Genomic DNA, 25,559 nt, shown 5'->3' on the forward strand with positions numbered 1-25,559 from the left:
GGTGCGGAGGATCAGGGCTGCTTGGACGGGGAGGTGCCCGTCGGCGTCGAACCGTGCTGCCCGGAGGTGGACTTCGTCCCGGCGGAGGTGGCGGCCGTGCCCGCGGGGGTGGACCTGGTGCCGGCCGGGGTGGACTTCGTGCCGGTGGGGGAGGACTTCGTCCCGGTGGCCGCGCCCTTGGACGCGGTGGTGCCGGGCTTGGCGGTGCTCCGGGCCGACGAGGACGCCGAGGGCGAGGGCGAGGCGCTGGGGGAGGGCGACACCGGGGCCGTCGCGGCCGGGGCCTGCGCGGGCTGCGGGGGGATCTCCAGCGCCGGGGCGTCGGCCTGCATGCCGATCAGGCTGCCGCCCATGGTGACCGCCAGGACCGCGCCGACCAGCGAGACCGGCCAGCCCAGCCCGCGCAGCAGCCGGCCGCGCAGGCCCGACTGGTCGACGAACACCGGTTCGGGCGGCAGTTCCTCGAACGCGTCGAACTCGTCGGACTCGTCGAACTCCTCGAAGGCGTCAGGCCCTTCGAACTCCTCGAAGTCGTCGTCGGGTGCGGCGGATCGTGCCGGATGCGCCGGTCCGGGACCGGAGGGAGTCATGGCAGGGCGCACCTTGCGGGGCCCCTTTCAGTGCAGGGTGACGGGATACGCGGGAGCTTAGGCCGAACGCTAGTCCACCGGTCCGAACCGAATCTGCACCGATGTCCGGATTTGGTGCGTTCTGGCGCGGTGTTGTAATCGGATCGAGATCACCGGAGAGGTGTAACCGTGCGTACAGGTGTACGGACCGTTGACCTTGGCTCATGTCCGTCAGAAACCGGCCCCCGTCCGGCGGAGTGCCCTTGCGGGCCTCGTTAGGATGACCGCCTCATATGATCGGCCGTTCGACCCCCGTGCTGCGCAGCCGCCGGACGTTCTGCCGCCGGACCGCCGCCACGCCCAAGGAGCCCGTGTGAGCCAGCCCCGCCGCGTCCCCCGTTCCCGCGCGTGGAGGGTGCTCGCGCTGCCGGCCCTGGTGTGCGTGCTCGCCGCCTGCTCCAGCACCCCCGCGCCCGGCGGCGGCGGGACGGCCGCCGGCCCCGGGGCGTCCGCCTCCGGCGCCGCGCCGTCCCCGACGCCGACCGGCCCGCCCGGCACCCTGTTCGACACCTTCCACTACACCGGGGCCGACGACCCGGCGCTGGCCGAGCACGGCTGGGAGGTCCGGGACGGCGCGGGCGGCCCCGGGATCAAGGACACCTGGTCCACCGCCGGCGCCGCCTTCCCCGAGGACGCCGACGCCCAGGGCGGCCGGGTGCTGCGGCTGCGCTCGACCACCGACGGCACCAAGCAGGGCACCGGGCAGGTCGAGGTCTACAGCACCGGGAACAACCTCTTCAACGGCACCTTCGCCGCCCGGGTCCACCTCGCCGACAAGCCCGGCAGCGGCCGCACCGGCGACCACGTCGTGCAGACCTTCTTCCCGATCTCCGCCGAGGACTCCTCGGCGAACTACAGCGAACTCGACTACGAGTACCTGCCCAACGGCGGCTGGGGCTCGGTCGGCCCGCAGCTGGACACCACCAGCTGGTTCAAGGCCGACCCGCCGGACCGGGTCACCCACGCGCTCAAGAAGAGCCTCGGCGGCTGGCACCTGATGATGATCACCGCCCTGGACGGCAAGGTCACCTACTCGCTGGACGGCAAGGAGCTGTTCACCAGCTCCGGCAAGTACGTCCCGCGCGAGAAGATGGACATCCACTTCAGCAACTGGTTCATCGACCTGCTGCCCTCCGTCGCCGGACCGCGCAGCTGGGACATGAAGGTCAACTGGTTCTACTACAAGGCCGACGAGGCGCTCTCCCAGGCCGACGTGCAGCAGGCCGTCGACGGCTTCTACGCCGCGGGCACCGACTACGTCAACACCGTCCCGAAGTCCTGACCCGCGGCCGGGCCGGGGGGACGCGGGCCGGCCCGCGCCCCCTCGGCGGCGTCAGTGCCCGGCGGCCGGGATGACCGAGGTCAGCCAGGTGAACACGCCCGGGACCATCGGCTTCCAGACGTCGCTGCTGTGCGCGCCGGCGGTCTCCTGCACGGTGACCGTGGTCGGGGCCTTGGCCGCGGCCTTCAGCGCCTCGCCCGCCTCCAGGCCGTCGCCCCGGTTGCCGCTGACGTACAGCGCGGTCCTCGGCGGGGTCTTGGCGGACTTCAGGATGTTCAGCGGATTGGAGACCTCGCGCAGGTGCGGGTCCTTGGCGGTCAGCGACTTGTCCTCGGTGCCCGGGTCGTTGTACCCGGACAGGCTGACCCCGGCCCGGTAGCGGTCCGGGTGCTCCAGGGCGAGCTTGGCGGCGCAGTGCGCGCCCGCCGAGTAGCCCGCCACCGCCCAGCGGTCGGCGGCCGGGTCGGCGCGGAAGTTGTCCAGCACCATCTGCGGCACGTCCCGGGCCAGCCAGGTGTCCGCGTTGACCTTGCCCGGGACGTCGGCGCAGCCGGTGTCGGTGTTGTCGCCCAGCAGGTTGGTGCGCGGCGAGACCAGGATGAACGGGGCGACCTGCCCGCTGAGCATCATCGGCTTCAGCTGCTCGGACACCCGCAGGGTGCCGAACCAGGTCTTCGAGGAGCCCGGCCAGCCCGGCAGCAGCTCCACCACCGGGAAGGTCCGGTCCTTGTACGCCGGGTCGTCGTACTGCGGCGGCAGCCAGACCAGCACCTCGCCGTCCACCCCGGAGACCTGCCCCTTGAGGTCGGTGGTCCGCACGTCGTCCGGCACCTTCGCGTCGCCGACCGGCTTGAACTGCTGGACCACCTTGGGGCGCTGCGCGTCGTTGCCCGGCCCGCCGTCGGTCTGCGCCTGCACGTTCGGCACCGCGCGGACGTGGTTGCCGGTGCCCAGCAGGTCGTCCCAGCTGCCGTAGATCAGGTTGGCGTTGTTCACCATGACGAACACCATCAGGACGGCTGTGAGCTGACAGAACAGCAGCATCACGATCCTGGACAGCGCCTGGAAGGGCTTCGGGCCGCGCACCCGGCCCCACAGCAGCAGGGCTACCGCGATCGAGACCGGCACCAGGACGATCGTGAGGAGGAGGAACGGGGTGCCTGTCAGCTGCATCGGGGTCTCTCGAATCGGGTCGTCCGGCCGTCCGGGGCACGGTCCCCCGGTACACGCATCACACTTGTCAGACTGCGTCATACGCGCGGTCAGTTGCCGTCGACACTCGCGAAAACCTGAGAGGAACATCACGTTTTCGTGAGAATCCGCTGTGTGATCCGGCCCCAGTCTGCCAGTTCGCCCACAGCCTTCCGCCATCGGACCGCAACCTTTACCCGATCAAGGAGCATTCGTTCCGTGACCCGTACCAACGGCCCCGCCCGCCCCGTCCTGCCCAGCCTGCTGGGCCTCGGCCCGCGCGCCGAGCGCCGCCGCCGCACCCTGCCCGCCGGGGTGCTCAGGCTCCCCACCATCGGGGTGGACATCGGCGGCACCAAAGTGGTCGCGGGCGTCGTCGACGGCGAGGGGAACGTCGTGGACCGGCTGCGCACCGAGACCCCCGACAAGAGCAAGAGCCCCAAGGTGGTCGAGGACGTCATCGTCGACCTGGTCCTCCGGCTCGCCGACGAGCACGACGTGCACGCGGTGGGCGTCGGCGCGGCCGGCTGGGTGGACGCCGAGCGCTCCACCGTGCTGTTCGCCCCGCACCTGAACTGGCGCGGCGAACCGCTCCAGCAGGCGCTCAGCTCCCGGCTGCGCTTCCCGGTGGTGGTGGAGAACGACGCCAACGCCGCCGCCTGGGCCGAGTGGCGCTTCGGCGCCGGGCGCGACGAGGAGCACATGGTGATGATCACCCTCGGCACCGGGATCGGCGGCGCGGTCGTCCGCGACGGCCGGGTCGACCGGGGCAAGTACGGCCTGGCCGGCGAGTTCGGCCACATGCAGGTGGTGCCCGGCGGCCACCGCTGCCCGTGCGGCAACCGCGGCTGCTGGGAGCAGTACTCCTCCGGCAACGCGCTGGTCCGCGAGGCCCGCGGGCTCGTGGTCGAGGAGTCCCCGGTGGTCCAGCCGCTGCTGGCCCGGGCCGGCGGCACCCCGCTGGGCATCACCGGCCCGCTGGTCACCGAGGCCGCCCGGGACGGCGACCCGGTCGCCGTCGAACTGCTCTACGAGGTCGGCCGCTGGCTCGGCGTCGGCATCGCCAACCTGGCCGCCGCGCTCGACCCCGGGCGCTTCGTCGTCGGCGGCGGCGTCAGCGAGGCCGGCGACCTGCTGCTCGGCCCCGCCCGGGACGCCTTTCGCCGCACCCTCACCGGCCGCGGCTTCCGCCCCGAGGCGGGCATCGTGCACGCCGCCCTCGGCAACGAGGCGGGCCTGGTCGGCGCCGCCGACCTGGCCCGCCAGGTGGCCCGCCGCTTCCGCACCGTCAAGCGCCGCCGGGTGGACGGCTGAGGACGCCTGACGGGGCGGGAGCGGCGGGCGGCGGGGCTCAGCCCGCGTAGGTGCGGACGTAGTCGAAGCGCGCCGTCGCCCCCGACCGGTTCATCGACACCAGGCCGATCTTCAGCGGGCCCTTCACCGGCAGCGTCCACACCCCGGCGTACGTCCAGGTCACGCCGTCGCGGCTGGTGACGGCCCGCACCTCGTGCTCGCCGTGCGCCGCGTCCAGGTGGTGCACCAGGCGCAGCCACATCGTGTCGGCCGTCGGGCCGCCGAACATCGGGGCGTTGGCCACCGCCGTCGGCGGGGTGGTGGTCGGCCGCTCGCCCTCCTTGCCGAACTCGCTGACCTGGAGCACCGCCCCGCCGCCGTTGTTCAGCGCCAGCACCGAGTGCACCAGCTTGAACCACCGGTCGTCGTTCTCGTACAGCACCAGGCCGGCCTGCTGCGAGGTCTGGCCCGGCGCGAAGACCAGCTTCGTCTCCACCGTGAAGTCCCCGTCCGGGGCCGGGCGCTGGAGCACCGAGGCGCTGTTGTCGCCCAGGTACAGCTCCGCGTCCTGGGTCGGCCAGGAGAGCGAGCCGCCGCCCGCCGCCACCCCGGCGGCGGGGCCGCGCACCCAGCTCCACGGCGAGCCGGCGGTGGTGCCCGGCACCGCCGCCGCGTCGAACTCGTCGCTGTAACCGGGCAGCAGCGCGCCCGGCGCCGGGCCCGCCACCCGGGCGGTCACCGGGGCGTACAGCGCGGTGGCGCTCACGTTGTCGCCCGCCGCGCCCGGGCCCCGGGCGGCCAGCGCGACCGCGCCGGAGCGGGCCGCCCCGGCGGGGACGGTGCGCTGCTGCACGGCCACCGGGTCGTGCAGCCGGTCGTGGCTGACCTCCACCGTCAGCGCCGTGCCGCGCAGTTCGGCGGTGACGGCGTGCCAGGTGTTCCAGGTGAACCCGGCGGGCAGCGCGGTCAGCTGCTCCCCGGCCGGGGCCCCGCCGACCACCGCCTCGGTGACCAGGGCGTTCCGGCTCCGGTCCAGCCAGGCGGTGATCCGGTCGCCCGGCCCGGCGTAGGCCAGCGCCAGCCCGGCCCGGCCGCCCGCCGCGGTGACCCGCAGGTCGGCCTCGGCGCGGACGTTCGCCGGGGTGGTGCCCGCGCTGACCGCGAACGCGGGCGCGTCCCCGCTGTCGGCGTGCGCCGCGTACCCGCCGGAGTCGGTCTCCACCCGCGCCGACCAGCCGCCGGTGCCGGCGCCCTCGGTGCGCCAGCCGGTCAGCGTCCCGCCGTCGAACGCGCCGCCGGCCGCCGGGGCGGTGACCGGCGCGGTCTGCGCGGTGTCGGACGGGCCCGCCCCGGCGCGCAGCACCGGCCAGCCGTCGATCCAGTCCAGCCGGTCGATCAGCAGCGGGCGGCGGGTCAGGTTGAGGGTGCCCCCGGCGGCGGGCGCCAGGTCGGGCGCCTCGGCCGGGATGCCGTGGTAGACCAGCCAGTCCTGCCCGGACAGGTCGGTCTGCACCGCGTTGTGGCCCGGGCCGATCCAGCGGTTCCCGTTCGCCCCGGCCACGATCCCGGCCTTGCTGGTGAGCGCCGTCAGGTCGGTGCCCAGCTCGTCGCGGAACGGCCCGGTCGGGCTGCTGGCCCGGCCGACCTTGACCTGGTAGCCGCTGAACGCCCCCGAGCAGCAGCCGCCGTCCGAGTAGAACAGGTAGTAGTAGGCGTCCCGGTGCACCACGAAGCCGCCCTCGACCCGCCGCCCCTTGGCGACCTGGGTCACCGCGCCCTGGGTGCGGGTGCGGTCCGGGGTCAGCTGGGCGACGCAGATGGTGTCGTAGCTGCCCCAGTACAGGTACGCCTGGCCGCCGGTGTCGGTGAACTGGGCCTGGTCGATGTTGCCGCTCGGGCAGCCGCTGGGGGAGGGCAGCACCGAACCCCGGTCGGTCCACGGGCCGGTGGGGGTGGGCGCGGTGGCCAGCGCGACGGTGCCCGCGCCCGGCACCGAGTAGTACAGGCTGTAGTGGCCGTCGAAGTAGCGGATGTCCGGCGCCCACAGCCGGGAGCCGTTCTCCCAGGCGGGCTGGGTGGCGGGCGTGAACACCTGGCCCGCGTACGTCCAGTGCACCAGGTCCGCCGAGCGCAGGATCGGCAGGATGCGCTCGCCGTCCTCGCCCTGGCTCTGGAAGACCGGGTTCTGGGTGCCGTAGGCGTACCAGAGGCCGTCCTTGCCGCGGATCGTCGACGGGTCGGGGAAGGTGTCCACCACCCCGGCGGAGACCGGGTTGGTGTAGGTCGCGGCCTGTGCGCCGTCCGCGGTCGCGGCCGGCGGGACGGCCAGCAGCCCCCAGGCGAGCGCGCAGGCGGCCAGCAGGCGCGGGAGCAGTCTTCGGTGGCGCGGGGTGCGGGGGGTCATGCCGTCTCCCTGCTCGGGGTGGTGCCGGCGGTCGGCGCGGCGGGTGCCGTGCCGTCGGGTTCGAAGGCGCTGAGGGTGGAGTCCTCCAGGTGGGTGCCGATGTCGTACATCGGCGCCATCCAGTGGTGGAAGTTGTCGCCGCGCTCGCGCAGCAGGTCGTACAGCCGCCGGGTCAGCCGGGCCCGGACGTCCGCGTACGCCGCCTCGCCGTGCCGGTTGACCAGCTCGTGCGGGTCCTCGACCAGGTCGTACAGCTCGTTGACGGACTCCGGGTTGACCACCAGCTTGTACCGGTCGTCGCGGATCATCCGCTGCGGGTACGGGAAGTGGTGGCCGTGGAACTCGGCGACCAACTCCTGCGGCCAGTCCGGCCGTTCGCCGCGCACCAGGGGCAGCAGGCTGCGGCTGTCGACCGCCGGGGCCGGGTCGGCGCCGGCCAGTTCGAGGATCGTCGCGGTGCAGTCGGTGAGCGAGACCAGCTCCTCGCGCACCTGCGGCGGCGCGCCCGGCACCCGGACGATGCCGGGGATGCGGTAGATGTCCTCGTACATCGCCGGGCCCTTGTCGTGCAGCCGGTGCGCGCCGGTGAACTCGCCGTGGTCGGCGGTGAAGAACACCGAGGTGGCGTCGGTCAGGCCGAGTTCGTCGAGCCGGGTGAGGACGCGGCCGATCTGCTCGTCGATCAGGGTGACGTACCCCCAGTAGACGGCGATCAGCTTGCGGCTCACCTCGGCGGGCATCGTGTCGAACGCCCAGTGGTCGCAGTAGTTGCGCTGGACGGGCGGCTTGCCCTCGAAGGTCTCGGCCACCGAGGGCGGCAGCTCGACCAGCGCCGGGTCGTAGCGGTCGTAGTAGGCGTCGGGCAGCAGGTAGGGCAGGTGCGGTCCGAAGAAGTGCGCGGCCAGGAAGAACGGCCGCCCGTCCGCCGCGTACCGCTCCAGCTGCTCGATCGTCCGGGTGGCCAGGTAGTGCTCGAAGGTGGCCTCCACCGGCTGCTGGAGCCGGGCCGCCAGCAGGTTGCCCGGGTTGCCGTTGGGCGAGGTGCCGCGCACCGGGTCGGTGATCCGGTACGGCGGCAGGCCGCGTTCGGCCAGGTAGGCCAGGTAGTCGGGGTGGTCGACGGGGTTGTGCCAGCCCGGCAGGTCGGGCCCCTCGAAGCCGTACGAGGCGGCGTTGCGCTCGGTGCCGCCGTGCCACTTGCCGACCAGGCCCGTCCGGTAGCCGCGCTCCCGGAGCGCCTGCGGGAAGGTGAAGACGTCCGGCCGCAGGTCCTCCAGGTAGCCGACGTTGCGCTCCTGGTTGGCCAGCAGCCGGTGCCGGAACGGGTTCTGACCGGTCAGCAGGCTGGCCCGGGCCGGGGTGCAGATCGCCGTCGGGGTGTAGAACCGGTCGAAGCGGGTGCCGGACGCGGCCAGCCGGTCCAGGTGCGGGGTCGCCACGTGCGGGTTGCCGTACGCGCCGAGGGTGTCCACCCGGTGCTGGTCGGTCATCAGGAACAGCAGGTTCACTTCCCGTACGCCTTCGCGTAGGCGTCGCCCGCGTAGTACTCGGACGGGGCCGGGGAGTTCTTCAACTGGCCGGTGGAGACGAAGAAGTCGCCCAGGCCCTTCAACCAGCCGTCCACCGTGCCGTCCTGGCTCTTGGCCACCAGGTCCGCGGTGGTCAGGGTCTGCACGTTGGCGGCGTCCGCCTTGACCTTGGCCGGGTCGAGCTTGAGCAGCGCGGCGGCCTCGGCGACCGACTCGTCCGGGTGCGCGGCCCGCCAGTCGTTGGCCGCCTGGAGCACCTTGACCACCTTCTCGGACAGCCCCGCGTCGGTCTTCGGCCCGGAGACGAACGCGGTCGGGAAGGCCCGGCCGGTGAAGTCCCGCGTCCCGGCGATCTCCACCAGGTCCGGCTTCTTCGCCTTGATGCTGTCGATCAGCGGGTACCAGATCCCGGCCGCGTCGATCTGCCCGCCCACGAACGCGGACACCACCGTCGCCGGGTCCATCGGCACCTTCTGCACGTCGCTGGGCGACAGCCCGGCCTGCTGGAGCGCCAGGTTGAGCACCATCTCGCCGGAGGTGCCGGCCGGCACGCCGACCTTCTTGCCCTTCAGGTCCTTGACCGAGGTGATGCCCGGCTGGGCGATCACGTGGTCGGCGTAGGTCAGGGTGTCGATCGCGACCACCTTGGCCTTGCCGGAGGCGGGCAGCCAGAGCGCGCCGGGGCCGATGTAGCCGAAGTCCAGGTCGCCCGCGCCGAGCGCCTGCACCTGGAGCGGGCCGTTGGTGAACACCTTCAGCTCCGGGTCGAGGCCCTGCTGCTTCCACAGGCCCTGCCGGTCGGCGATGGCCAGCAGGCTGGCGCCGTTGTAGTCGCTGATGTAGCCGAACCGGACCTTCACGGCCTTGCCCGCGGCGGACGAGCCCGACGAGGCGGAGGAGCCGGACGAGCAGGCGGTGGCGGAGAGCGACAGGACGGTCACGGCGGAGACGGCGAAGAGGGCGCGACGGAGTATGCGCATGGCGATGCGGTCCTTGGGGAGAGGTGACGGAGCGTCAGGAAGCGGAAGGGGACTGGTGGTAGACGGCGTGCCAGACCTCGTTGCGGAGGCGGGCGAACGCGGGGGAGAGCCGGATCTCCTCGGTGCGCGGGTAGGGCAGGTCGACCTCCACCACCCGGTGGATCCGGCCCGGGCGGGAGGCCATCACGACCACCCGGCGGGCCAGGTAGACCGCCTCGTCCACGTCGTGGGTGACGAACAGCACGGTGCGCCGCTCCCGGCTCCAGGTGTCCAGCAGCTGGTCCTGGAGCTGGATGCGGGTCAGGGCGTCCAGCGCCCCGAACGGCTCGTCCATCAGCAGCACCCGCGGGTCCACCGCGTACGCCCGGGCGATCGCGCAGCGCTGCCGCATCCCGCCGGAGAGCGTCTTGGGCAGCGCGTCGGCGAAGTCGCCCAGGCCCACCAGCTCGATCGCGTGCTCGGCCCGGCGGCGGCGCTCGGCGGCCGGCACCTTGGCCAGCCGCAGCCCGAACTCGACGTTCCGGCGCACCGTCAGCCACGGGAACAGCGCGTACTGCTGGAAGATCACGCCCCGGTCGGGGCCCGGACCGGTGACCGGCTCCCCGTCCACCAGCACCTCCCCGCCGGTCGGGGCGACCAGCCCGGCGGCCATCCCCAGCAGGGTGCTCTTGCCGCAGCCGGACGGGCCGACCACGGTGACGAACTCGTTGTCCGCGACGTCGAGCGAGACGCCGTCCAGGGCGGTGAACCGGCCGCCCTTCACCGGGTAGCTGCGCGAGACGGCGCGGAAGGAGATCTTGCTGGTCGTCCCGTCGGCCGGGGCGGGCCCGCTCGGCGGGGAGGGCTTGCTCAGCGGAGCGAGCTTGCTCAGCGGGGAGGGCTTGCTGGTCATCGGCGTTCCTGCCATCGGGTGAGGCGGCGCTCGGCGAGCTGGAGCAGCCGGTCCATGACCAGGCCCAGCACGCCGATGGTGATCAGCCCCACGAAGATCGTCGGGAGGTCGTAGTAGAGCTCGGCCTGCTGCATCCGGAAGCCCAGGCCCTCCTGGGCGGCGATCAGCTCGGCGGCGACCAGGGTGCCCCAGGCCGAGCCCAGACCGATCCGCATGCCGACCAGGATGAACGGCGCCGCCGCCGGGACGACCACCCGCAGGAAGATCGCCCGGTCGTTCGCCCCCAGCACCCGGGCGGCGTTCACCAGCGTCGCGTCCACGTCCAGCACGCCCTGGAAGGCCGCCACCACGCTGGACAGGAAGGCCGCCAGGAAGATCACCACGACCTTCGGCACCTCGCCGATGCCCAGCAGCACCACCGCCAGCGGGATCAGCGCCAGCGGCGGAATGGTCCGGAAGAACTGCACGTACGGTTCCAGCAGGGCCCGGGCCGTCGGGTACCAGCCCATCAGGAAGCCGACCGGCACGGCCGCCAGGGTGCCGAGGGCGAAACCGAGCAGCACCCGGCGCAGGCTGGCCAGCGCGTCGTCCAGCAGGGTGCCGTCGGCGATCAACTCGCCCGCCCGGTCGGCGACCTCACCGGGGCCGGGCAGGCCCTGGACGCCCGCCGCGGCCAGCAGCGACCAGGCGGCCAGGCCGACGGCGACCGCCAGCAGGTTCAGGGCGAGGGTGCGGACCACCCGGCGGACGCTCGAACGGGACGCCGTCGCGGCGGGCCCGGTGGGGGACTCGGCGGGGGACTCGGTGGGGGGAGCGGTCACGGCCATGGCGTGACCGGTCTGCGACTGCCGTGCACGGGGACGTCCTCGGGGATGCGGGTGCGAGTAGGGAAGGGAGACGGGGGCGGTGCGGGGGTCACGGCGCCTCCTCGGGGTCCGGCCGCCGGTAGTGCGAGAGCAGCGGGGTGGTCTGGAGCACCAGGGCGATGCCGCCCAGCGCGCCGCCGTACTCGCCGAGCGCGGCCCGGCGCAGGTCCAGCCGGCTGCGGGCCAGCGGCAGCACGTGCGCGGCCAGCGCCTCCTGCACCGGGTCGAGCAGCAGCGGCCCGGCCCCGGCCAGTTCGCCGCCGACCACGACCACGCCCGGCCCGACCGCGTTGCACACGGCGGCCAGCACCGTGCCGACGTGGCCGCCGACCGTGCGCAGCACGCCGAGCGCGGCCGGCTCGCCGCCGGTGGCCGCGGCCAGGAACTCCGCGAGGTCCGCGGACCGGCCGCCCGCCTCCCGGTGCGCGTCCAGCACCGCGCCGACGGAGGCCACCGTCTCCAGGCAGCCCCGGCCGCCGCAGTCGCAGGGCGGGCCCGCCGGGTCGACCGTGATGTGGCCGAGCTCGCCGGACAGCCCGTACGCCCCGGCGTGCAGGGCGCCCCGGATCACCAGGCCGCCGCCGACGCCGTGCGACAGGCGCAGGTACAGCACGTCGCGCGAGCCGGTCGCCGAGCCCCACACCGACTCGGCGAGCGCCGCCAGCCGGGTGTTGTTGTCCACCAGCACCGGCACGCCGAACGCCGCGCCGAGCAGCTCGCGCACCGCCCCCGCGCCGTCCGGCCGGTCACCCGGTGCGGCTGACCCCGTGCCGGACCCCGTGCCTGACGGCAGGTCGGACGGCGGGTCGGACGGCCGGTCAGCCGGTGCGTCGACGGCTCCGACCGGCCCGACCACGCCCACCCCGATGCCGGTGACCGAGCCCAGGCCGAGCGCGCCGTCCGCGAGGCCGTCCACCAGCTGCCGGGCGAGGGCGATCCGCTCCGGCCACGGCAGGCCCGCCGGGTGCGCCCGGCTGGCCGAACCGACCACCTCGTGCGCCACGTTGACCGCCGCGACGTGCACCGCGCGCCGGGCGAAGTCGATCCCGACGGCCTGCCCGGCCGCCGGGTTCAGGCTCAGCGTCTCCACCGGCCGTCCGCGCCGCCCGGTGCCCGCCGCGGGTGCCGACGCCACCACCGCGCCGGCCGTGACCAGGCCGCCGACGATGTCGTACAGCGTGGTCCGGGACAGCCCGGTGTGGCTGCCGAGCCCGGCCCGGCTGAGCGGGCCGTGCCGCCGCAGCAGGTCCAGGACCAGCTTCTCGTGGCCCCGGCGCAGGCGGGCCAGCGGTCCGTCGTGGGGGTGCGGGGAGTGCATGGCCCCCAGCATGGAGAGCGGCCCGGATTTACGTCAATGAGCCGGATTAAATGTCATGCCGCCGCAACGCGCGGCAACACTGCGGCCCGCCGCGGCACCCGGACGGGTGGCCGGCGGGCCCCGCCCCGCGCGCCCCGCCGGGCCGGCGGACCAGCCTGTGAACGTCCGAACGGGCCTGTTGTTACGGCGACTTGGCGCCCTGTCACGTATTCGACTTGTTTTCGGCCCAGCCCGGGGCGGCGCCTTGTCGCGTGCGCGACGGGTGTGGGAGAACGGGGGACCGACGCCGACCCAGGGAGGCCGCATGCGCGCCCGCGCCCGTCTCGTCCCCGCCCTCGCGCTCCTCACCGCCACCGGCCTGCTGGGCGCCGCCGCCCCCGCGCGGGCCGATCAGGCCGGGCAGGCCCCGCCGGGCAAGCAGCCGGTCGCGGTCGGCTGGGGCGGGGCGGTGGCCAGTGTGGACGCCGACGCCACCGCCGCCGGGCTGGAGGTGCTGCGGCGCGGCGGCAACGCGGTGGACGCCGCCGTCGCGACCGCCGCCGCGCTCGGCGTCACCGAGCCCTACTCGGCCGGGATCGGCGGCGGCGGGTACTTCGTCCACTACGACGCCCGCACCGGCGAGGTGGAGACGATCGACGGCCGGGAGACCGCCTCCCGGCACGCCGACAGCTCGCTGTTCCTGGAGAACGGCACCCCGCTGCCCTTCGACGACGCCGTCACCAGCGGCCTGTCCATCGGCGTGCCCGGCACCGCCGCGACCTGGGAGCAGGCGCTGCGCCGCTGGGGCAGCCGGAGCCTGGGCCAGGTGCTGGAGCCCGCCGAGCGGATCGCCGACCGCGGCTTCACCGTCGACCAGACCTTCCAGGACCAGACCGCCGCCAACCGGGCCAGGTTCCAGGACTTCCCGGCCAGCCGCGCGCTGTTCCTGCCGCACGGGCAGCTCCCGGCGGTCGGCTCCACCCTGCGCAACCCCGACCTGGCCGCCACCTACCGGGAACTGGGCCGCCGGGGCACCGACGCGCTCTACCGGGGCCCGATCGGCGCCGACATCGTCCGCACCCTCCAGCACCCGCCGGTCGACCCCGCCTCCGGCCGCAACGCCCGCCCCGGCCGGGTCGACGCCGCCGACCTGGCCGCCTACCGGGTCCGCGCCCAGGACCCGACCCACGTGAACTACCGGGGCCTGGACGTGTACGGCATCGCGCCGTCCTCCTCCGGCGGGACGACCGTCGGCGAGGCGCTCAACATCCTGTCCGGCAGCAGCCGGGCCGACCTCGCCGACCCGGTCCGGTACGACCACCGCTACCTGGAGGCCAGCCGGATCGCCTTCGCCGACCGCAACCGCTGGGTCGGCGACCCGAGCGCCGTGCAGGTGCCGACCCGCCAACTGCTCTCCCCGTCCTACGCCGCCGCCCGGGCCTGCCTGATCCGCCCGGACCGCGCGCTGACCAGCCCGCTCGCCCCCGGCGACCCGTACCACCCGGCGGCCTGCGGCAGCAGCGGGCAGCCGGCCGCCGAACCGTACGAGGGGCAGAGCACCACCCACCTGACGGTCGCCGACCGCTGGGGGAACGTGGTCGCGTACACGCTGACCATCGAGCAGACCGGCGGCAGCGGCATCACCGTGCCCGGCCGCGGCTTCCTGCTCAACAACGAGCTGACCGACTTCGACTTCGCGCCGCTCACGCCGGGCGTCCCCGACCCCAACCTGCCCGGCCCGGGCAAGCGGCCGCGCTCCTCGATCTCGCCGACCATCGTGCTCAAGGGCGGCAAGCCGTACCTGGCGCTCGGCTCGCCCGGCGGCGCGACCATCATCACCACCGTGCTCCAGGTCCTCACCGGCCGGGTCGACCGCGGGCTGACGCTGGAACAGGCCATCGCCGCGCCCCGGGCCAGCCAGCGCAACACCGCCGCCACCCAGGCCGAACCGGCCTTCCTGGCCTCGCCCGAGGCGGCGCGGCTCCAGGCGCTGGGCCACGTGTTCACCTCCACCCCGGAGATCGGCGCGGCCACCGGCGTCGAACGGCTCCCGGACGGCCGCTGGCTGGCCGCCGCCGAACCGGTCCGCCGCGGCGGCGGCGCGGCGGGGGTGGTGCGGCCCGCGCGCTGAGCCGCCGTCAGCTGCCGGACGCCGTCGGTGGCGGACGGTATGTTCGGACGGGGTGTCCGGCCCGCGCGCCGGGTGCCCCGTCCGTCCGCACCGCCGAGGGAAGGCCGCCGTGACCGTCCGCATCGCCACCTGGAACATCAACTCCGTCACCGCCCGGCTGCCCAAGCTGCTGGAGTGGCTGGAGTCCGCCGCACCGGACGTGCTCTGCCTCCAGGAGCTCAAGTGCGCCACCGACGCGTTCCCCGCCGAGGCGGTCGCCGAGCTGGGCTACGCCTCCGCCGCGCACGGCGACGGCCGGTGGAACGGCGTGGCCCTGCTGTCGCGGATCGGCCTGGAGGACGTGGTCCGCGACCTGCCCGGCCAGCCCGGCTACCTCGCCGAGGACGCGCCGCTCCCGGTGGTCGAGCCGCGCGCCGTCGCCGCGACCTGCGGCCCGGTCCGGGTCTGGTCGGTGTACGTGCCCAACGGCCGCGAGGTCGACCACGCGCACTACCGCTACAAGCTGGAGTGGCTGGCCGCGCTGCGCGACGCCGTCCGCGAGGACGCCGCGGGCGGGCGCCCGTTCGCCGTGCTCGGCGACTTCAACGTCGCCCCCACCGACGAGGACGTCTTCGACGTCGCCGTCTTCGAGGGCCTCACCCACGTCACCGCCCCCGAGCGCGCCGCCCTCACCGCCCTCCAGGAGACCGGCCTGCGGGACGTCGTCCCGCGCCCCCTCAAGTACGACCGGCCGTACACCTTCTGGGACTACCGGGCGCTGGCCTTCCCGAAGAACCGCGGCATGCGGATCGACCTGACGTACGCCAACAAGCCGTTCGCGGACGCCGTCACCGACACCTACGTCGACCGCGAGGCCCGCAAGGGCAAGGGCACGTCGGACCACGCGCCGGTGGTGGTCGACCTCGACCTCTGAGCCCGGGTCAGGAGAGCAGCCCGCCGAGGACGGCCGACAGGAAGCCGCACAGCACCGGATTGGCGTTGGCGCGGTCCAGCCCCGCCCAGGTGTACACCGCCAGCGCGAGCACCCGCAGCGGGTCGGCCTCCCGGTGCTCCCACCCGCCGGAGGAGCTGCGGGTGCTCGCGCCGGCGGTGACCGCTCCGCCGATCGAAGCCCGCGGCGCCCCTCCCCTCCGGCGGGACCCCGCCCCGCGCGCCCGTGGCGGCCGGGGACGGACTCGAACGGCTGCACGGGTTCGCCGGGCCGGGTGGCACTGCCTAGCGTGGGCGGCAACTAGGAGTAGCGGGACGGACACCCGCCCGCTGCCCCCACTCCGACCCCCTGGAGGTACGGCATGCGCCCGACGCGCACCGCCGCCGCCGCACTGCTCGGCACCACCGTCCTGCTCGGCCTGGCCGGCACCGCTCCCGCGTCCGCGAAGGGCGGCGAACCCGCCTGGGTCAGCCCGGCGCAGGCCCAGCCCGGGCAGTCGGTCTCGGTCAGTGTCACGTGCGCGAGCAGCACGGAGAAGACCGTCACCGCGACCTCGCTGGCCTTCGCCGGCGGTTCCACCACGCTCAGCGTCGGCCCCGACGGCAAGTACTCGGGCAGCGCCACCGTCATCTCCGAACAGGAGATGGCCGCGGCCGCCGCCAAGCGCACCACCACCGACTCGTCCTGGGGCATCGACGGCAAGTGCCCCAACGGCGACGGCTTCGTCGGCGCGGTGGCCATCGCGGCCGCCGCCGCCAGCAGCGGCTCGGCCGCCGGGGCCGGGGTCTGGGAGGGCGCCCGGATCCCGCACGGCGGGGTGGAGACCGGCCTGGGCGGCTCGGTCGGCGTGGACGGCACCCGGCTGGCCGTCGGCGCGGGCCTGGTGGCCTCCGGCATCGGCGGGTTCTGGCTGCTGCGCCGCCGGGGCGCGGCCTCCGGCCGGGCCTCCTGAGCGGCCGTCCGGTACGAGCCCACCGTACTCGGCAGGCCGCGCGTCCCCCGCGGCCGACGGCACGGGGAAGGGCGGCACCCGCAGCGGGTGCCGCCCTTCCGCGCGCGTTCAGTCCGTCCGGGTGGTGCGCTCCAGCGTCCCGAGGGTCAGCAGGTACTGGCCGACCAGGTAGGTCAGCATGATCAGGAAGCCGTGCGCGGGCAGGTGCCGCCAGCCCGCCAGGTCGGTGGCGATCAGGGTGTCGGAGAACAGGAACAGCGCCCCGCCCAGCCCCGCCCGCACGTTGACCTGCGAGGCGGTCACCGCGGTGGCGGCCAGCAGCAGGCTGTAGCACGCCACCGGGACGCGCATCCCGGCGTCCAGGTCCGGCCACAGCAGCACGATCAGCACCGCCCAGACCACCGCGTAGCAGCCCGCCACGACCAGCGCCCGGCGGCGGTCGGCCAGCGCGCCGAGCTTCACGAACATCGTCACGTAGCAGACGTGGCCGGCCGCGAACGAGCCCATCCCGGCCAGGAACGCCACCGTCCCGCCGATCTCCAGCAGGATGTCGCCGCCCGCGCCGAACAGCAGCGCCGGCACCAGCAGCCGCGGCGTGCCGGGCTTCGCGGCGGCCCACACCCAGCCCGCCAGCAGTGGCATCAGCAGCGGCTTGGTGGCGTACTGCAGGGGCGTCAGGTGGACGGCGATCGCCAGCAGGTGCGCCACCGAGACGGCGGCGAAGGCGAACAGCAGGGCCCGCGCGGTGCGCGGGTCACGGGCGGGGGTCATGCGGTGGCACTCTCCGGTCCGGCGGCGGTGGCGGGGGGTTCGGTGCGCGGCCCGGGCTGCCAGCCCGGGCCCTTGGCCAGGTGGCGCAGCCGGTCTCCCCAGGTGGTCGCGGCGCGGACGTCCCGGGCGATCGAGGCGTACTCGTGGGTGGCGACCCGCAGCGGGTTGAAGGTGCCGATGTTCTTGGTCAGGCCGAACACCGGGCGCTCGGCCTCCGCCGCGAAGGAGCCGAACAGCCGGTCGAAGACGATCAGGATGCCGCCGAAGTTGCGGTCCAGGTAGCCGCCCTGCGAGGCGTGGTGCACCCGGTGGTGCGAGGGGGTGTTGAAGACGTACTCGACCGGGCGGGGCAGCTTCCCGATCCGCTCGGTGTGGATCCAGAACTGGTACACCAGGTTCGCCGAGGAGCAGAACGCCAGCGCCGCCGGGTGCACGCCCGCCAGCACCACCGGGACGAAGAACACCCAGCTGGTGGCCGAGGTCCAGGGCTGGCGCAGCGCGGTGGACAGGTTGTAGTGCCGGCTGGAGTGGTGCACCACGTGGCAGGCCCACAGCACCCGGATCACGTGGTGGCCCCGGTGCGACCAGTAGTAGAAGAAGTCCTGGGCGAGCAGCATCAGCGGCACCGTCCACCACAGCACCGGCACCCGCAGCGGCGTCAACTCGTAGAGGAACGAGTAGATCGCCACGATCGGGATCTTCCACCCCGCGTCGAACAGCAGCGAGCCCAGACCCATGGTCAGACTCGTCGCGGTGTCCTTCACGGCGTAGCCCCGCTCGTCCTCGTCCGGATGGAACCGGTACGAGACGATCTCCAGGACCGTGAGCAGCACGAAGGCCGGTATCGACCAGAGCACGACATCGGGCAGGTGTGGCATGCCCGGAACCCTAGGCGACGGCGGCGGCCGGCGGAAGAGGTTGTTACCGGCGCGTAGCGAGCGGTGCGGCGTCTAGGCTTGGCACCGACATGGAGCGGCACGAAGCAGCCGCCGGCCTCGCCACGGCGACCGGCGGGACGGGGACGCGGCGCACGGGCGGGGCAGGGCGGCTCGCCGCCCAGGCACGCCCCGGGGCAGCCGCGGACGGCCCGGCGCAGACCCGCCCGGTCGGCCGTCCGGGCGGTCGGCCGGCCGTCGAACCCGCCGCCGCGGCCGAGGAGTTGGCCGCCCGGTTCGCCGCCGCCGGACCCGCCGAGGCCGACCTGCTGGCCACCGCCGTGTTCGGCGCGTACGGGGCCCGGCACCTGGGCGGCGCACCCCAGCAGGCCGAACCCGCGCCCGGCACCAGCTGGTGGCACGGCCCCACCGTCCACCACAGCACCTCGCCGCTGTTCCGGCCGCTCGGCTACCGCCGGATACGCCGCGAGGCGCCCGCCCAGGCCGGCACCCGCCCCACCGGCGGCGGCCGGCACCGCAAACCCGAACGCCCCGCCGCCGCCGGCGCCCTCGCCGCCACCGCCGAACTGCGCACCGCCGCCCGGCTGCTGATGGCCCACCCGCTGGTCACCGCCGACGGGCCGCACGGCGCCGCGCTCCCGCTGATCCGGCGTCACGCCGAGGCGCTCGCCGAACACTTCCACGCCCTGCTCGGCTACCGGCTCACCCTCGGTCCCGCCCACGCCCGCCTGCACAAGGCCCCGCTGCCCGGCCGCACCCTGGCCGGACTCGACCCCGCCGGGTACGCCGCCCTCGCCCGCGCCCTGGCCGGCGGCTCCGCCGCCCCCGCCGCCTCCGCCCCGGTCCGCGCCCTGCTCGACGCGTGGCGCCCGCCCGCCGAACTCGCCGCCGACCTGCTCACCGCGCCCCCGCTGCCCGCCGCCGGACCCGAGGTGACCGTCCGCCGCCTGCTCGCCGAGACCCCCGTCGTCCGCTATGACGGACTCGCCCCCGCCGAACGCGCCCACCTGCTCGCCGCGGCCCCCGCCGAGACGGAACGATTCGCCGACTTCCTCGGCCTCACCGCCGAGATCCGCGCCGAGGGCGTCGCCCTGCTCGACCCCGCCGACGAACTCACCGACCTCGCCCTCCCCGGCCCCGGCACCCTCGCCCAGGCCGCCCTGCTGCTCGCCGAACGCCTGGTCGAGGAGCTCCGCCCGGCCGCCACCGAGAACGCCCCGCCCGCCGTCCTCGTCCCCGACGCCCTGATCGACGGCACCCTCGGCGACATCACCGACGACTACGGCATGAGCGCCGGCTGGGACGCGGGCTACCTCGCCGACCTCGCCGCCTTCCGCCGCGACGCACTCGACCTGCTCCACCGGATGGGTCTCGCCGCCCCGGCCGGCCGCACCTGGCTGCTGCTCGCCCCCGCCGCCCGCTACGCCCCCCGCGCCGAACCCGAGCCCACCATCGGCACCGGCCGCCACTCCCGCCCGGCGACCGCCCCGGCCACCGCCCCGGCGGCCGGGCGGGGGCGGGACCGGCAGGCGGTGTGAGGACGCCCGGTCGGCCGGCGCGGTCGGTGCCGGGCCGGTGGGTGATCGGTGGTGATCGGTGGGCGGTCAGCAGGTGAGCGGTCAGTAGGTGAGCGGGCGGACGTGCTCGGCGACGGCGCGGGGCTCCTCCCGCATCATGTCGTACCGGACGCGCTGGCCCTGGTGCAGGAAGCGGTGCGCGTCGGTGTCGGCGATCACCGAGTCGTAGTAGACCGTGACGTCGGGGCCGCCCGCGTCCGGGGTGATGTAGCCGTAGCCGTGCTCGATGCCGAACCACCGTACGGTGCCGGTCTCCATGGTGGACTCCCTTCCGGCCGGGTCAGTCCCAGTATCAGGTCCGGGCGCCGGGTCCACCACTCGTTCGGCTCAGCGGCCGGCCGGGGCCGCCTGCGCGGTCGGGGCCTGCTGCCGGACGGTCTCCACGGTGGCGCCGACGCCGAGCGAGCCCAGTGCCACCGAGGCCGCGACGGCGGCGCAGGCGAGCAGGCGGCGGTGGCGGCGGGGCAGCGGGAAGCGCGGGTCCTGGGCCGGGGGGACGGTGCGGGCGTTCATGGTGGAGAGCCTGGCAGCCGGGTGTTACGCGGTCGCGAAACGCGGGTGAAGTCTGGAAGGGATCTCGGCGTCGGAACCCCCGCTCCCGCATCCGCGCAGGTCGAACGCCTGACCGTGGACGCGCGCGGTGCGGCGGGCGGCATGCGGGCGGCATGTGGGCGGTGGCGGGGGTGGCGGCACGCGCGGCGGGGTGGCGGGGGCGGGCGCGGGCGGATGACGGCCGCCCGGCCCGCCGTTCGGCGTGGATCCGACGCGGACCAGGGTGCCACCGCCGCCGGGCGGCGTTGACCAGGGCGCACTCTTGGCGGAGGTCCGGGAGTCGGCCGCTCGGCCGGGCGCTCGGCCGGGCGCCGCACGGGCTGCCGGGCCGGCCGGGGGCCGCGGGCCCGACGGCGGGTTCACTCCTGCGGGCGAGACCGGTCGGGGTGCTCCGTCCCGACGCTGGTGCCGACCGCGTCGCGCAGGCCGTGCGCGGGACGCGGGTGGGGCGCGCCCGCCGCCGGGTCGGTGCGCAGCTCGCGCACCAGGGCCACGCACAGCCCCAGCATGACCAGTACGAACGGCAGCGCGACCAGGACGGTGGCGTTCTGCAGCGCGGTCAGCCCGCCCGCCAGCAGCAGGGCGGCGGCCACGCCCGCCATCAGCACGCCCCAGACCACCACCAGCCAGGTGCGCGGGTGCAGGGCGCCGCCGGCGGAGAGCGAGCCGAGCACCAGGGCGGCCGAGTCGGCGGAGGTGATGAAGTACAGCATCACCAGCAGCACCGCGACCACGCTGGTGACCGCGCCCAGCGGCAGCGCCTTCAGCATCTCGAACAGCCCGGCGTCCGCGCCCCGCGGGATGGTGGCCACCAGGTCGGCCGCGCCGGTCGCCTGCAGCCGGATCGCCGAGCCGCCCATCACCACGAACCACACCGCGGTCGCCCCGCTGGGCACCAGCAGCACGCCGACCAGGAACTGGCGCACCGTCCGGCCCCGGGAGATCCGGGCGATGAAGGTGCCGACGAACGGGGCCCAGGACAGCCACCACGCCCAGTAGAAGACCGTCCAGGTGCCCAGCCAGTCCTCGTCCGTGAACGCCCCGGTCTGGGTGGCCAGCACCACCAGGTCGGAGAGGTAGCCGCCGACCGTCGAGGGCAGCGCGTCCAGCACGAAGACGGTCGGGCCGACCACGAACACGAACACCATCAGCAGGGCGGCCAGCACCACGCTGACGGTCGACAGCCACTTCACGCCGCGGTGCACGCCCGACATCGCGGACAGCACGAACGCGCTGCCCAGGGCCGCGATCACCACCAGCTCGACGCCCTCGGTGGCCCGGACGTCGGTGACGTAGCCCAGGCCGCCCGCCACCTGGATCGCGCCCAGGCCCAGGCTGGTCGCCGAGCCGAACACGGTGGCGAACACCGACAGCAGGTCGATCAGCCGGCCCGGCCAGCCGTCCGCCCCGCGCTCGCCGATCAGCGGCACGAACGCCGCCGACATCCGGTTGCCCCGGCCCTTGCGGAAGGTCGTGTAGGCCAGCGCCAGACCGCCCACCGCGTAGATCGCCCACGGGTGCAGCGTCCAGTGGAACAGCGAGAACTCCAGCGCCCGCTGCGCCGCCGCCGCGCTCTGCGGGGCCGGGCCGGAGCCCGGCTGCGGCTGCGCGTACAGCTGGAGCGGCTCGCCGACGCCGTAGAACAGCAGGCCGATGCCCATCCCGGCGGAGAACATCATCGCCACCCAGGCCAGCGTGGAGAACTCCGGCTCCTCACCGTCCCGGCCCAGCGGGACCCGGCCGAACCGGCTGACCGCCAGCACCACCGCGAGCAGCAGGAACACGTCCGCGGCCACCACGAACAGCCAGCCGAAGTTGTGCAGCACCCAGGCCAGCCCGGTGTCCGAGACCCGGCCCAGCGAGTCCTCCGCGCACACCCCCCAGGCCACCACCCCCAGCACGGCGGCCGCGCCGACCCCGAACACCACCCGGTCCAGAGGGAGGGCGCCGGCGTCCGGCGCGGCGGGCTGACGGTCCGTCGAGGGCTCCGAAGGCGTGGGCATACGGGGCACTATGTCCACAACCGGGCCCAGGAGGGGGCGCGGCACGCCGGAACGCGGCGGGGGCTCGGCGGGTCGGCGCGGGGGCGCAGCGGGTCGGCGGAACGCCGCGGGCGGCGCGGCCGACGGCGGGTCAGGCGGCGGGTCAGGCGGCCGGGACCGGGGGCGGCTCGTACGGCGTCAGCACCATCCGGACCATCTCCTCCAGCCGGGTGCGGGCGTCGTCCAGCGTGGTCCGCCCGGTCACCCAGGACGTCAACTCGCCCTGCCAGGCGTGCCCCACCATGTGCCGCACCAGCTCCCCGGGGGCCGGCGGGACCTCCGGCAGCACCGCCCCCAGCGCCGCCCGGTCCGCCCGGGCCAGGCCCTGTAGCGCCTCGCTGGCGAACGGGTCCGTGGAGGTGGCCACCGCCACCCGCAGCCGGGCCAGCTCAGGCTGCCGCTGGTACGCCCGCATCCCCCGCCGCACGAACCGCACCGCCCGCTCGGTCGGCGAGGCGCTGCGCCCCGCCCCCACCTCGCCGACCAGGTCGGCGAGCAGCAGCCGGTGCCAGTCCGCTATCGCGGCGGCGAGCAGGTGGTCCTTCGACGAGAAGTACCGGTAGGCGGTCCCGAGGGCCACGCCGGAGCGCTCCGACACCTGTTTCATCTGGAGGCGTTCCACGCCGATCTCGGTCACCAGGCCCAGGGCGGCGGACAGGAGGGATCCGCGGCGTTCCAGCTGACGGGGGGACATCGCCTCCACCGGACGAGGTGACAGGTCAACCTTGGTCACCCGAACCATGATACGGGGCGGCCCCGCACCGCGGTATGACGCGACGGGTCACCGGTGGGTGACGGGGGACGCGCGGCCGCTCGGGACGGAGGTCCGGCGGCAGGTCAGGGGGTGGGCGGGGCCTGCCGCGCCTGCTTCGGCCGTAGCTCGCGCAGCAGGGTCTCCTGGACGGCGGAGGCCACCAGCACCCCGTCCCGGTCGTAGAACTCGCCCATCGCCAGGCCCCGGCCGTCCGACGCGGACGGGCTGCGCTGCGCGAACAGCAGCCACTCGTCGGCGCGGAACGGGCGGTGGAACCACATCGCGTGGTCCAGCGAGGCCAGCGCGACCCGGGGTTCGGCGACCCGGTGCACCCGGTGCGGCTGGAGGTGCAGCGCCGTGGTCGAGGCCAGCGTCAGGTCGGACAGGTACGTCAACGCGCAGACCTGGAGCAGCGGGTCGTCCCCCGGCAGCGCACTGCCCGTCCGCAGCCAGACGAACTGCTGCGGGACGCCCGGCAGTTCCGGCGGCATGCCGGGCGCACCGGCCGGGACGAAACGCATCTCCAGGGCCCGGAAGACCGTCGCGCCCGCGAACTCCTCCGGCGCGTCCCGCTGCCAGGCCAGGTACGGGTCCGGCAGTTCCTCCGGGCCCGGTACCGGCGGCATGGTGCGCTGCCGGTCGCCGGACGCCTCCGGGCGCTTGAACGACGCCGACATGGTGAAGATCACCTCGCCGCGTTGGACCGCCGTCACCCGCCGGGTCGCGTACGAGCCGCCGTCCCGGGCCCGGTCCACCTGGTAGACGATCGGGCGGCGCGGATCGCCCGGACGCAGGAAGTACCCGTGCAGGCTGTGCACCCGGCGGGCCGGCTCCACCGTGCGCCCGGCCGAGGTCAGCGCCTGCGCCGCGACCTGCCCGCCGAACGCGCGCAGCGGCGCGCCCGCGTGGCAGTGGCCCCGGAACAGGTTCTCCTCCAGCTCCTCGATGCCGAGCAGCTCCGCGAAGGAGCGCAGTCCAGAGGCGGAGGCGGGCGTCGGGGCGGCGGGGGCGGTCACCCGGTCCATGCTAGAACACGTTGCAGTCGGCGGGAGCTGTGGTGCCCGTCACGTGCGCGGGGCGGGGGAGGGGTGAGCGGGGGCGGGTGGGGCGGGCGGGTCGGCGGGAGGGCGGCCGGGGTCGTGTCGGGAGGTCGTAGCGGGAAGTCGTGTCGGGAGGTCGTGTCGGGAGGTCGTGTCGGGGGCGGAGGTTAGCGTTCCGCCCATGACCACGGCCGTTCACGCCCTGCGCTACCTGCACCCCTCCGCGCTCCGCCCCCGGCGGCTGGCCCTCGCCACCAGCGGCGGCGCCACCCCGGACGGCGAGGCCGCGCACCCCCGGTTCTTCGACGGCCTGCTGCGCCACCCCGACGCCGCGGCCGCCGCCCTGCTCGCCGTCGCCGACGTGGCCGCCGCCCGCTACCACCGGCCCGTGGGCGCCGACTCGCTCGACCCCGTGGTCACCGCCGACGGCGACCGGCTGCGCTTCGAGTCCTTCTCCGGCTGCGGCGGCGTGCACGCCCGGCTCGACGTCCTGCCCGAAGGGCTCGACGGCGCCGCCACCGGCCACGGCACCACCAACGTCGACGTCAACGCCCCGCTGCGCGAGGCCCTGCGGCTGCGCACCCCCGGCCAGCGGCTGGAACTCGCCGTCGGCGCCGGGGAACTGGCCGTCGGCGTCGGCACCGACACCCTGGTCGAACGCAAGGTCCCGCTGCCGGACCGCTGGCTCAAGGGCTTCGCCGAGACCCAGGTGATCACCGCCCGCTTCGACCTGCGCGCCCAGCTCCCCGCCGCCGAGGCCGTCCGCTTCCTGCGCACCCTCCCGACGGTCGGCCGCGGCGCCGTCCGCTGGGTCGTCCCGGCCGGCCCCGGCCTGCGCCCCGCCTCCCGTCCCGGCCCCGGCGCGATCTGCCTGCCCGGCCCCGAACGCCTGACCGCCCTGCGCCCGCTGCTGCGCCACGCCACCTCCCTGCGCGTCTACGCCCCGCCCGGCACCCCCGCCGGACCCACCGCCTCCGCCTGGGAACTCGCCCTCCCCGGCGGCCGGTTGACGCTCACCCTGTCGCCCGACAGCTCCCGCGGCTTCTCCGGTGAGGGCGGCCTGCTCGACCTGCTGGCCCGGCACACCCCCACCGAGGACGTCGACGCGCTGGCCGCCCTGCTCGCCTGGGAGCCCCGGCTCGACCCGGCCGACCTCGCCGAGGACTCCGGCCTGTCCCCCGACCGGGTCCGCGCCGCCCTCGCCCACCTCGCCACGGCCGGCCAACTCGGCTACGACCTCGCCGACGCCGCCCACTTCCACCGCCGACTGCCCTACCGGGACGGCCGGGCGGAGGACCGCAACCCCCGGCTCCGCTCCGCCCGCGCCCTGCTCGCCGCCGAAGCCGTCGGCCCGGTCTCCGGGGACATCCGGGTGGTCACCGTCGGCGACCACGTCCACCACGTCCGGGTCGGCGCCGACGGCACCGCCCTCGGCTGCACCTGCCGCTGGTGGGCCCGCCACCGGGGCGGGCGCGGGCCGTGCAGCCACGTGCTCGCGGTGCGGATGAGCGCGGGGGAGGAGCGGCGGTGAGCGACGGGACCGGTGGCGG

The 25,559-nt window shown here is 75.2% G+C and carries 22 protein-coding genes; 7 read left to right on the forward strand and 15 right to left on the reverse strand.

Going from position 1 to position 25,559, the window contains the following annotated elements; translation table 11 throughout:
• Positions 1-11 precede the first annotated feature (11 nt).
• On the reverse strand, positions 12-590 hold the full coding sequence (locus ACIQVD_RS09925) for a hypothetical protein (RefSeq protein WP_402287470.1): 579 nt from the start codon (positions 588-590) through the stop codon (positions 12-14).
• 352 nt (positions 591-942) lie between these two features.
• Here ACIQVD_RS09925 and ACIQVD_RS09930 point away from each other — a divergent pair, with 352 nt between their 5' ends.
• Positions 943-1,911: a glycoside hydrolase family 16 protein gene (locus tag ACIQVD_RS09930; protein ID WP_402287472.1), complete on the forward strand. Its 969-nt coding sequence runs from the start codon at positions 943-945 to the stop codon at positions 1,909-1,911.
• A gap of 51 nt (positions 1,912-1,962) precedes the next feature.
• On the opposite strand, the gene ACIQVD_RS09935 is transcribed toward ACIQVD_RS09930, so the two are convergent.
• Positions 1,963-3,084 (reverse strand): alpha/beta hydrolase, encoded by a 1,122-nt coding sequence (locus tag ACIQVD_RS09935; RefSeq protein ID WP_402287474.1) that lies wholly within the window; start codon positions 3,082-3,084, stop codon positions 1,963-1,965.
• A 237-nt stretch (positions 3,085-3,321) separates the two neighbouring features.
• On the opposite strand from ACIQVD_RS09935, the gene ACIQVD_RS09940 reads away from it, so the two are divergent.
• The gene (locus tag ACIQVD_RS09940; RefSeq protein WP_402287477.1) at positions 3,322-4,416 is read left to right on the forward strand and encodes an ROK family glucokinase; all 1,095 of its coding nucleotides are present in this window, start codon (positions 3,322-3,324) and stop codon (positions 4,414-4,416) included.
• A 37-nt stretch (positions 4,417-4,453) separates the two neighbouring features.
• On the opposite strand, the gene ACIQVD_RS09945 is transcribed toward ACIQVD_RS09940, so the two are convergent.
• The 6 genes from ACIQVD_RS09945 to ACIQVD_RS09970 all read right to left on the reverse strand — a co-directional run bounded on the left by ACIQVD_RS09945 (position 4,454) and on the right by ACIQVD_RS09970 (position 12,396).
• Positions 4,454-6,799: a family 43 glycosylhydrolase gene (locus ACIQVD_RS09945; RefSeq protein WP_402287479.1), complete on the reverse strand. Its 2,346-nt coding sequence runs from the start codon at positions 6,797-6,799 to the stop codon at positions 4,454-4,456.
• A complete protein-coding gene (locus ACIQVD_RS09950) occupies positions 6,796-8,307 on the reverse strand; it encodes a sulfatase-like hydrolase/transferase (protein ID WP_402287482.1) in 1,512 nt (503 codons plus the stop codon). The genes ACIQVD_RS09945 and ACIQVD_RS09950 overlap by 4 nt, the downstream gene beginning before the upstream one ends.
• Positions 8,304-9,308: an aliphatic sulfonate ABC transporter substrate-binding protein gene (locus ACIQVD_RS09955; protein WP_402287484.1), complete on the reverse strand. Its 1,005-nt coding sequence runs from the start codon at positions 9,306-9,308 to the stop codon at positions 8,304-8,306. Before ACIQVD_RS09955 ends, ACIQVD_RS09950 begins: the two co-directional genes overlap by 4 nt.
• Positions 9,309-9,342: 34 nt before the next feature.
• The gene (locus ACIQVD_RS09960) at positions 9,343-10,200 is read right to left on the reverse strand and encodes an ABC transporter ATP-binding protein (RefSeq protein ID WP_402287487.1); all 858 of its coding nucleotides are present in this window, start codon (positions 10,198-10,200) and stop codon (positions 9,343-9,345) included.
• The gene (locus ACIQVD_RS09965) at positions 10,197-11,027 is read right to left on the reverse strand and encodes an ABC transporter permease (protein ID WP_402287491.1); all 831 of its coding nucleotides are present in this window, start codon (positions 11,025-11,027) and stop codon (positions 10,197-10,199) included. Before ACIQVD_RS09965 ends, ACIQVD_RS09960 begins: the two co-directional genes overlap by 4 nt.
• Positions 11,028-11,115: 88 nt before the next feature.
• Entirely contained in the window at positions 11,116-12,396 is a 1,281-nt protein-coding gene (locus ACIQVD_RS09970) for an ROK family protein (RefSeq protein WP_400679122.1), read from the reverse strand.
• A gap of 292 nt (positions 12,397-12,688) precedes the next feature.
• On the opposite strand from ACIQVD_RS09970, the gene ggt reads away from it, so the two are divergent.
• The 3 genes from ggt (at position 12,689) to ACIQVD_RS09985 (ending at position 16,377) form a co-directional block, all read left to right on the forward strand.
• Positions 12,689-14,494 carry a gamma-glutamyltransferase gene (ggt, locus tag ACIQVD_RS09975; RefSeq protein WP_402287493.1) on the forward strand — a complete coding sequence of 602 codons (1,806 nt, stop codon included), beginning with the start codon at positions 12,689-12,691 and terminating at the stop codon, positions 14,492-14,494.
• A gap of 109 nt (positions 14,495-14,603) precedes the next feature.
• Entirely contained in the window at positions 14,604-15,407 is an 804-nt protein-coding gene (locus tag ACIQVD_RS09980; protein WP_100839472.1) for an exodeoxyribonuclease III, read from the forward strand.
• Between the two features lie 379 nt (positions 15,408-15,786).
• Positions 15,787-16,377 carry a hypothetical protein gene (locus ACIQVD_RS09985; RefSeq protein WP_400679140.1) on the forward strand — a complete coding sequence of 197 codons (591 nt, stop codon included), beginning with the start codon at positions 15,787-15,789 and terminating at the stop codon, positions 16,375-16,377.
• A 108-nt stretch (positions 16,378-16,485) separates the two neighbouring features.
• On the opposite strand, the gene ACIQVD_RS09990 is transcribed toward ACIQVD_RS09985, so the two are convergent.
• Complete coding sequence (locus ACIQVD_RS09990) at positions 16,486-17,148, reverse strand: lysoplasmalogenase (protein WP_402287496.1); 663 nt, start codon at positions 17,146-17,148, stop codon at positions 16,486-16,488.
• The gene (locus ACIQVD_RS09995) at positions 17,145-18,026 is read right to left on the reverse strand and encodes a sterol desaturase family protein (protein WP_402287499.1); all 882 of its coding nucleotides are present in this window, start codon (positions 18,024-18,026) and stop codon (positions 17,145-17,147) included. The genes ACIQVD_RS09990 and ACIQVD_RS09995 overlap by 4 nt, the downstream gene beginning before the upstream one ends.
• 89 nt (positions 18,027-18,115) lie before the next feature.
• Here ACIQVD_RS09995 and ACIQVD_RS10000 point away from each other — a divergent pair, with 89 nt between their 5' ends.
• On the forward strand, positions 18,116-19,582 hold the full coding sequence (locus ACIQVD_RS10000) for a DUF2398 family protein (RefSeq protein WP_402287501.1): 1,467 nt from the start codon (positions 18,116-18,118) through the stop codon (positions 19,580-19,582).
• 81 nt (positions 19,583-19,663) lie between these two features.
• On the opposite strand, the gene ACIQVD_RS10005 is transcribed toward ACIQVD_RS10000, so the two are convergent.
• The 5 genes from ACIQVD_RS10005 to ACIQVD_RS10025 all read right to left on the reverse strand — a co-directional run bounded on the left by ACIQVD_RS10005 (position 19,664) and on the right by ACIQVD_RS10025 (position 23,994).
• Positions 19,664-19,879, reverse strand: a complete 216-nt coding sequence (locus tag ACIQVD_RS10005) for a cold-shock protein (RefSeq protein WP_100839466.1) — start codon at positions 19,877-19,879, stop codon at positions 19,664-19,666.
• A 69-nt stretch (positions 19,880-19,948) separates the two neighbouring features.
• On the reverse strand, positions 19,949-20,134 hold the full coding sequence (locus ACIQVD_RS10010; RefSeq protein WP_100839465.1) for a hypothetical protein: 186 nt from the start codon (positions 20,132-20,134) through the stop codon (positions 19,949-19,951).
• A 398-nt stretch (positions 20,135-20,532) separates the two neighbouring features.
• Positions 20,533-22,176, reverse strand: coding sequence for a BCCT family transporter (locus ACIQVD_RS10015; RefSeq protein WP_402287504.1), 1,644 nt, complete (start codon positions 22,174-22,176; stop codon positions 20,533-20,535).
• Positions 22,177-22,318: 142 nt separating this feature from the next.
• Positions 22,319-22,948 carry a TetR/AcrR family transcriptional regulator gene (locus ACIQVD_RS10020; RefSeq protein WP_400679153.1) on the reverse strand — a complete coding sequence of 210 codons (630 nt, stop codon included), beginning with the start codon at positions 22,946-22,948 and terminating at the stop codon, positions 22,319-22,321.
• Positions 22,949-23,052: 104 nt separating this feature from the next.
• On the reverse strand, positions 23,053-23,994 hold the full coding sequence (locus tag ACIQVD_RS10025; protein WP_402287507.1) for an acyl-CoA thioesterase: 942 nt from the start codon (positions 23,992-23,994) through the stop codon (positions 23,053-23,055).
• Between the two features lie 196 nt (positions 23,995-24,190).
• Here ACIQVD_RS10025 and ACIQVD_RS10030 point away from each other — a divergent pair, with 196 nt between their 5' ends.
• A complete protein-coding gene (locus tag ACIQVD_RS10030; RefSeq protein ID WP_402287509.1) occupies positions 24,191-25,540 on the forward strand; it encodes an SWIM zinc finger family protein in 1,350 nt (449 codons plus the stop codon).
• Positions 25,541-25,559: the final 19 nt, after the last annotated feature.

The organism is Kitasatospora sp. NPDC090308 (assembly GCF_044769485.1).
Lineage (GTDB): Bacteria > Actinomycetota > Actinomycetes > Streptomycetales > Streptomycetaceae > Kitasatospora > Kitasatospora fiedleri.

What these genes read in the sequence shown, in the direction of transcription:
- ACIQVD_RS10030 (WP_402287509.1), top strand. Translation starts at nt 24,191, where the DNA reads ATGACCACGGCCGTTCACGCCCTGCGCTACCTGCACCCCTCCGCGCTC.
- ggt (WP_402287493.1), top strand. Translation starts at nt 12,689, where the DNA reads ATGCGCGCCCGCGCCCGTCTCGTCCCCGCCCTCGCGCTCCTCACCGCC.
- ACIQVD_RS09990 (WP_402287496.1), bottom strand. Translation starts at nt 17,148, where the DNA reads ATGACCCCCGCCCGTGACCCGCGCACCGCGCGGGCCCTGCTGTTCGCC.
- ACIQVD_RS09960 (WP_402287487.1), bottom strand. Translation starts at nt 10,200, where the DNA reads ATGACCAGCAAGCCCTCCCCGCTGAGCAAGCTCGCTCCGCTGAGCAAG.
- ACIQVD_RS09985 (WP_400679140.1), top strand. Translation starts at nt 15,787, where the DNA reads ATGCGCCCGACGCGCACCGCCGCCGCCGCACTGCTCGGCACCACCGTC.
- ACIQVD_RS09965 (WP_402287491.1), bottom strand. Translation starts at nt 11,027, where the DNA reads ATGGCCGTGACCGCTCCCCCCACCGAGTCCCCCGCCGAGTCCCCCACC.
- ACIQVD_RS10010 (WP_100839465.1), bottom strand. Translation starts at nt 20,134, where the DNA reads ATGAACGCCCGCACCGTCCCCCCGGCCCAGGACCCGCGCTTCCCGCTG.
- ACIQVD_RS09935 (WP_402287474.1), bottom strand. Translation starts at nt 3,084, where the DNA reads ATGCAGCTGACAGGCACCCCGTTCCTCCTCCTCACGATCGTCCTGGTG.
- ACIQVD_RS09955 (WP_402287484.1), bottom strand. Translation starts at nt 9,308, where the DNA reads ATGCGCATACTCCGTCGCGCCCTCTTCGCCGTCTCCGCCGTGACCGTC.
- ACIQVD_RS09925 (WP_402287470.1), bottom strand. Translation starts at nt 590, where the DNA reads ATGACTCCCTCCGGTCCCGGACCGGCGCATCCGGCACGATCCGCCGCA.
- ACIQVD_RS09995 (WP_402287499.1), bottom strand. Translation starts at nt 18,026, where the DNA reads ATGCCACACCTGCCCGATGTCGTGCTCTGGTCGATACCGGCCTTCGTG.
- ACIQVD_RS10005 (WP_100839466.1), bottom strand. Translation starts at nt 19,879, where the DNA reads ATGGAGACCGGCACCGTACGGTGGTTCGGCATCGAGCACGGCTACGGC.
- ACIQVD_RS09970 (WP_400679122.1), bottom strand. Translation starts at nt 12,396, where the DNA reads ATGCTGGGGGCCATGCACTCCCCGCACCCCCACGACGGACCGCTGGCC.
- ACIQVD_RS10015 (WP_402287504.1), bottom strand. Translation starts at nt 22,176, where the DNA reads ATGCCCACGCCTTCGGAGCCCTCGACGGACCGTCAGCCCGCCGCGCCG.
- ACIQVD_RS09945 (WP_402287479.1), bottom strand. Translation starts at nt 6,799, where the DNA reads ATGACCCCCCGCACCCCGCGCCACCGAAGACTGCTCCCGCGCCTGCTG.
- ACIQVD_RS10025 (WP_402287507.1), bottom strand. Translation starts at nt 23,994, where the DNA reads ATGGACCGGGTGACCGCCCCCGCCGCCCCGACGCCCGCCTCCGCCTCT.
- ACIQVD_RS10000 (WP_402287501.1), top strand. Translation starts at nt 18,116, where the DNA reads ATGGAGCGGCACGAAGCAGCCGCCGGCCTCGCCACGGCGACCGGCGGG.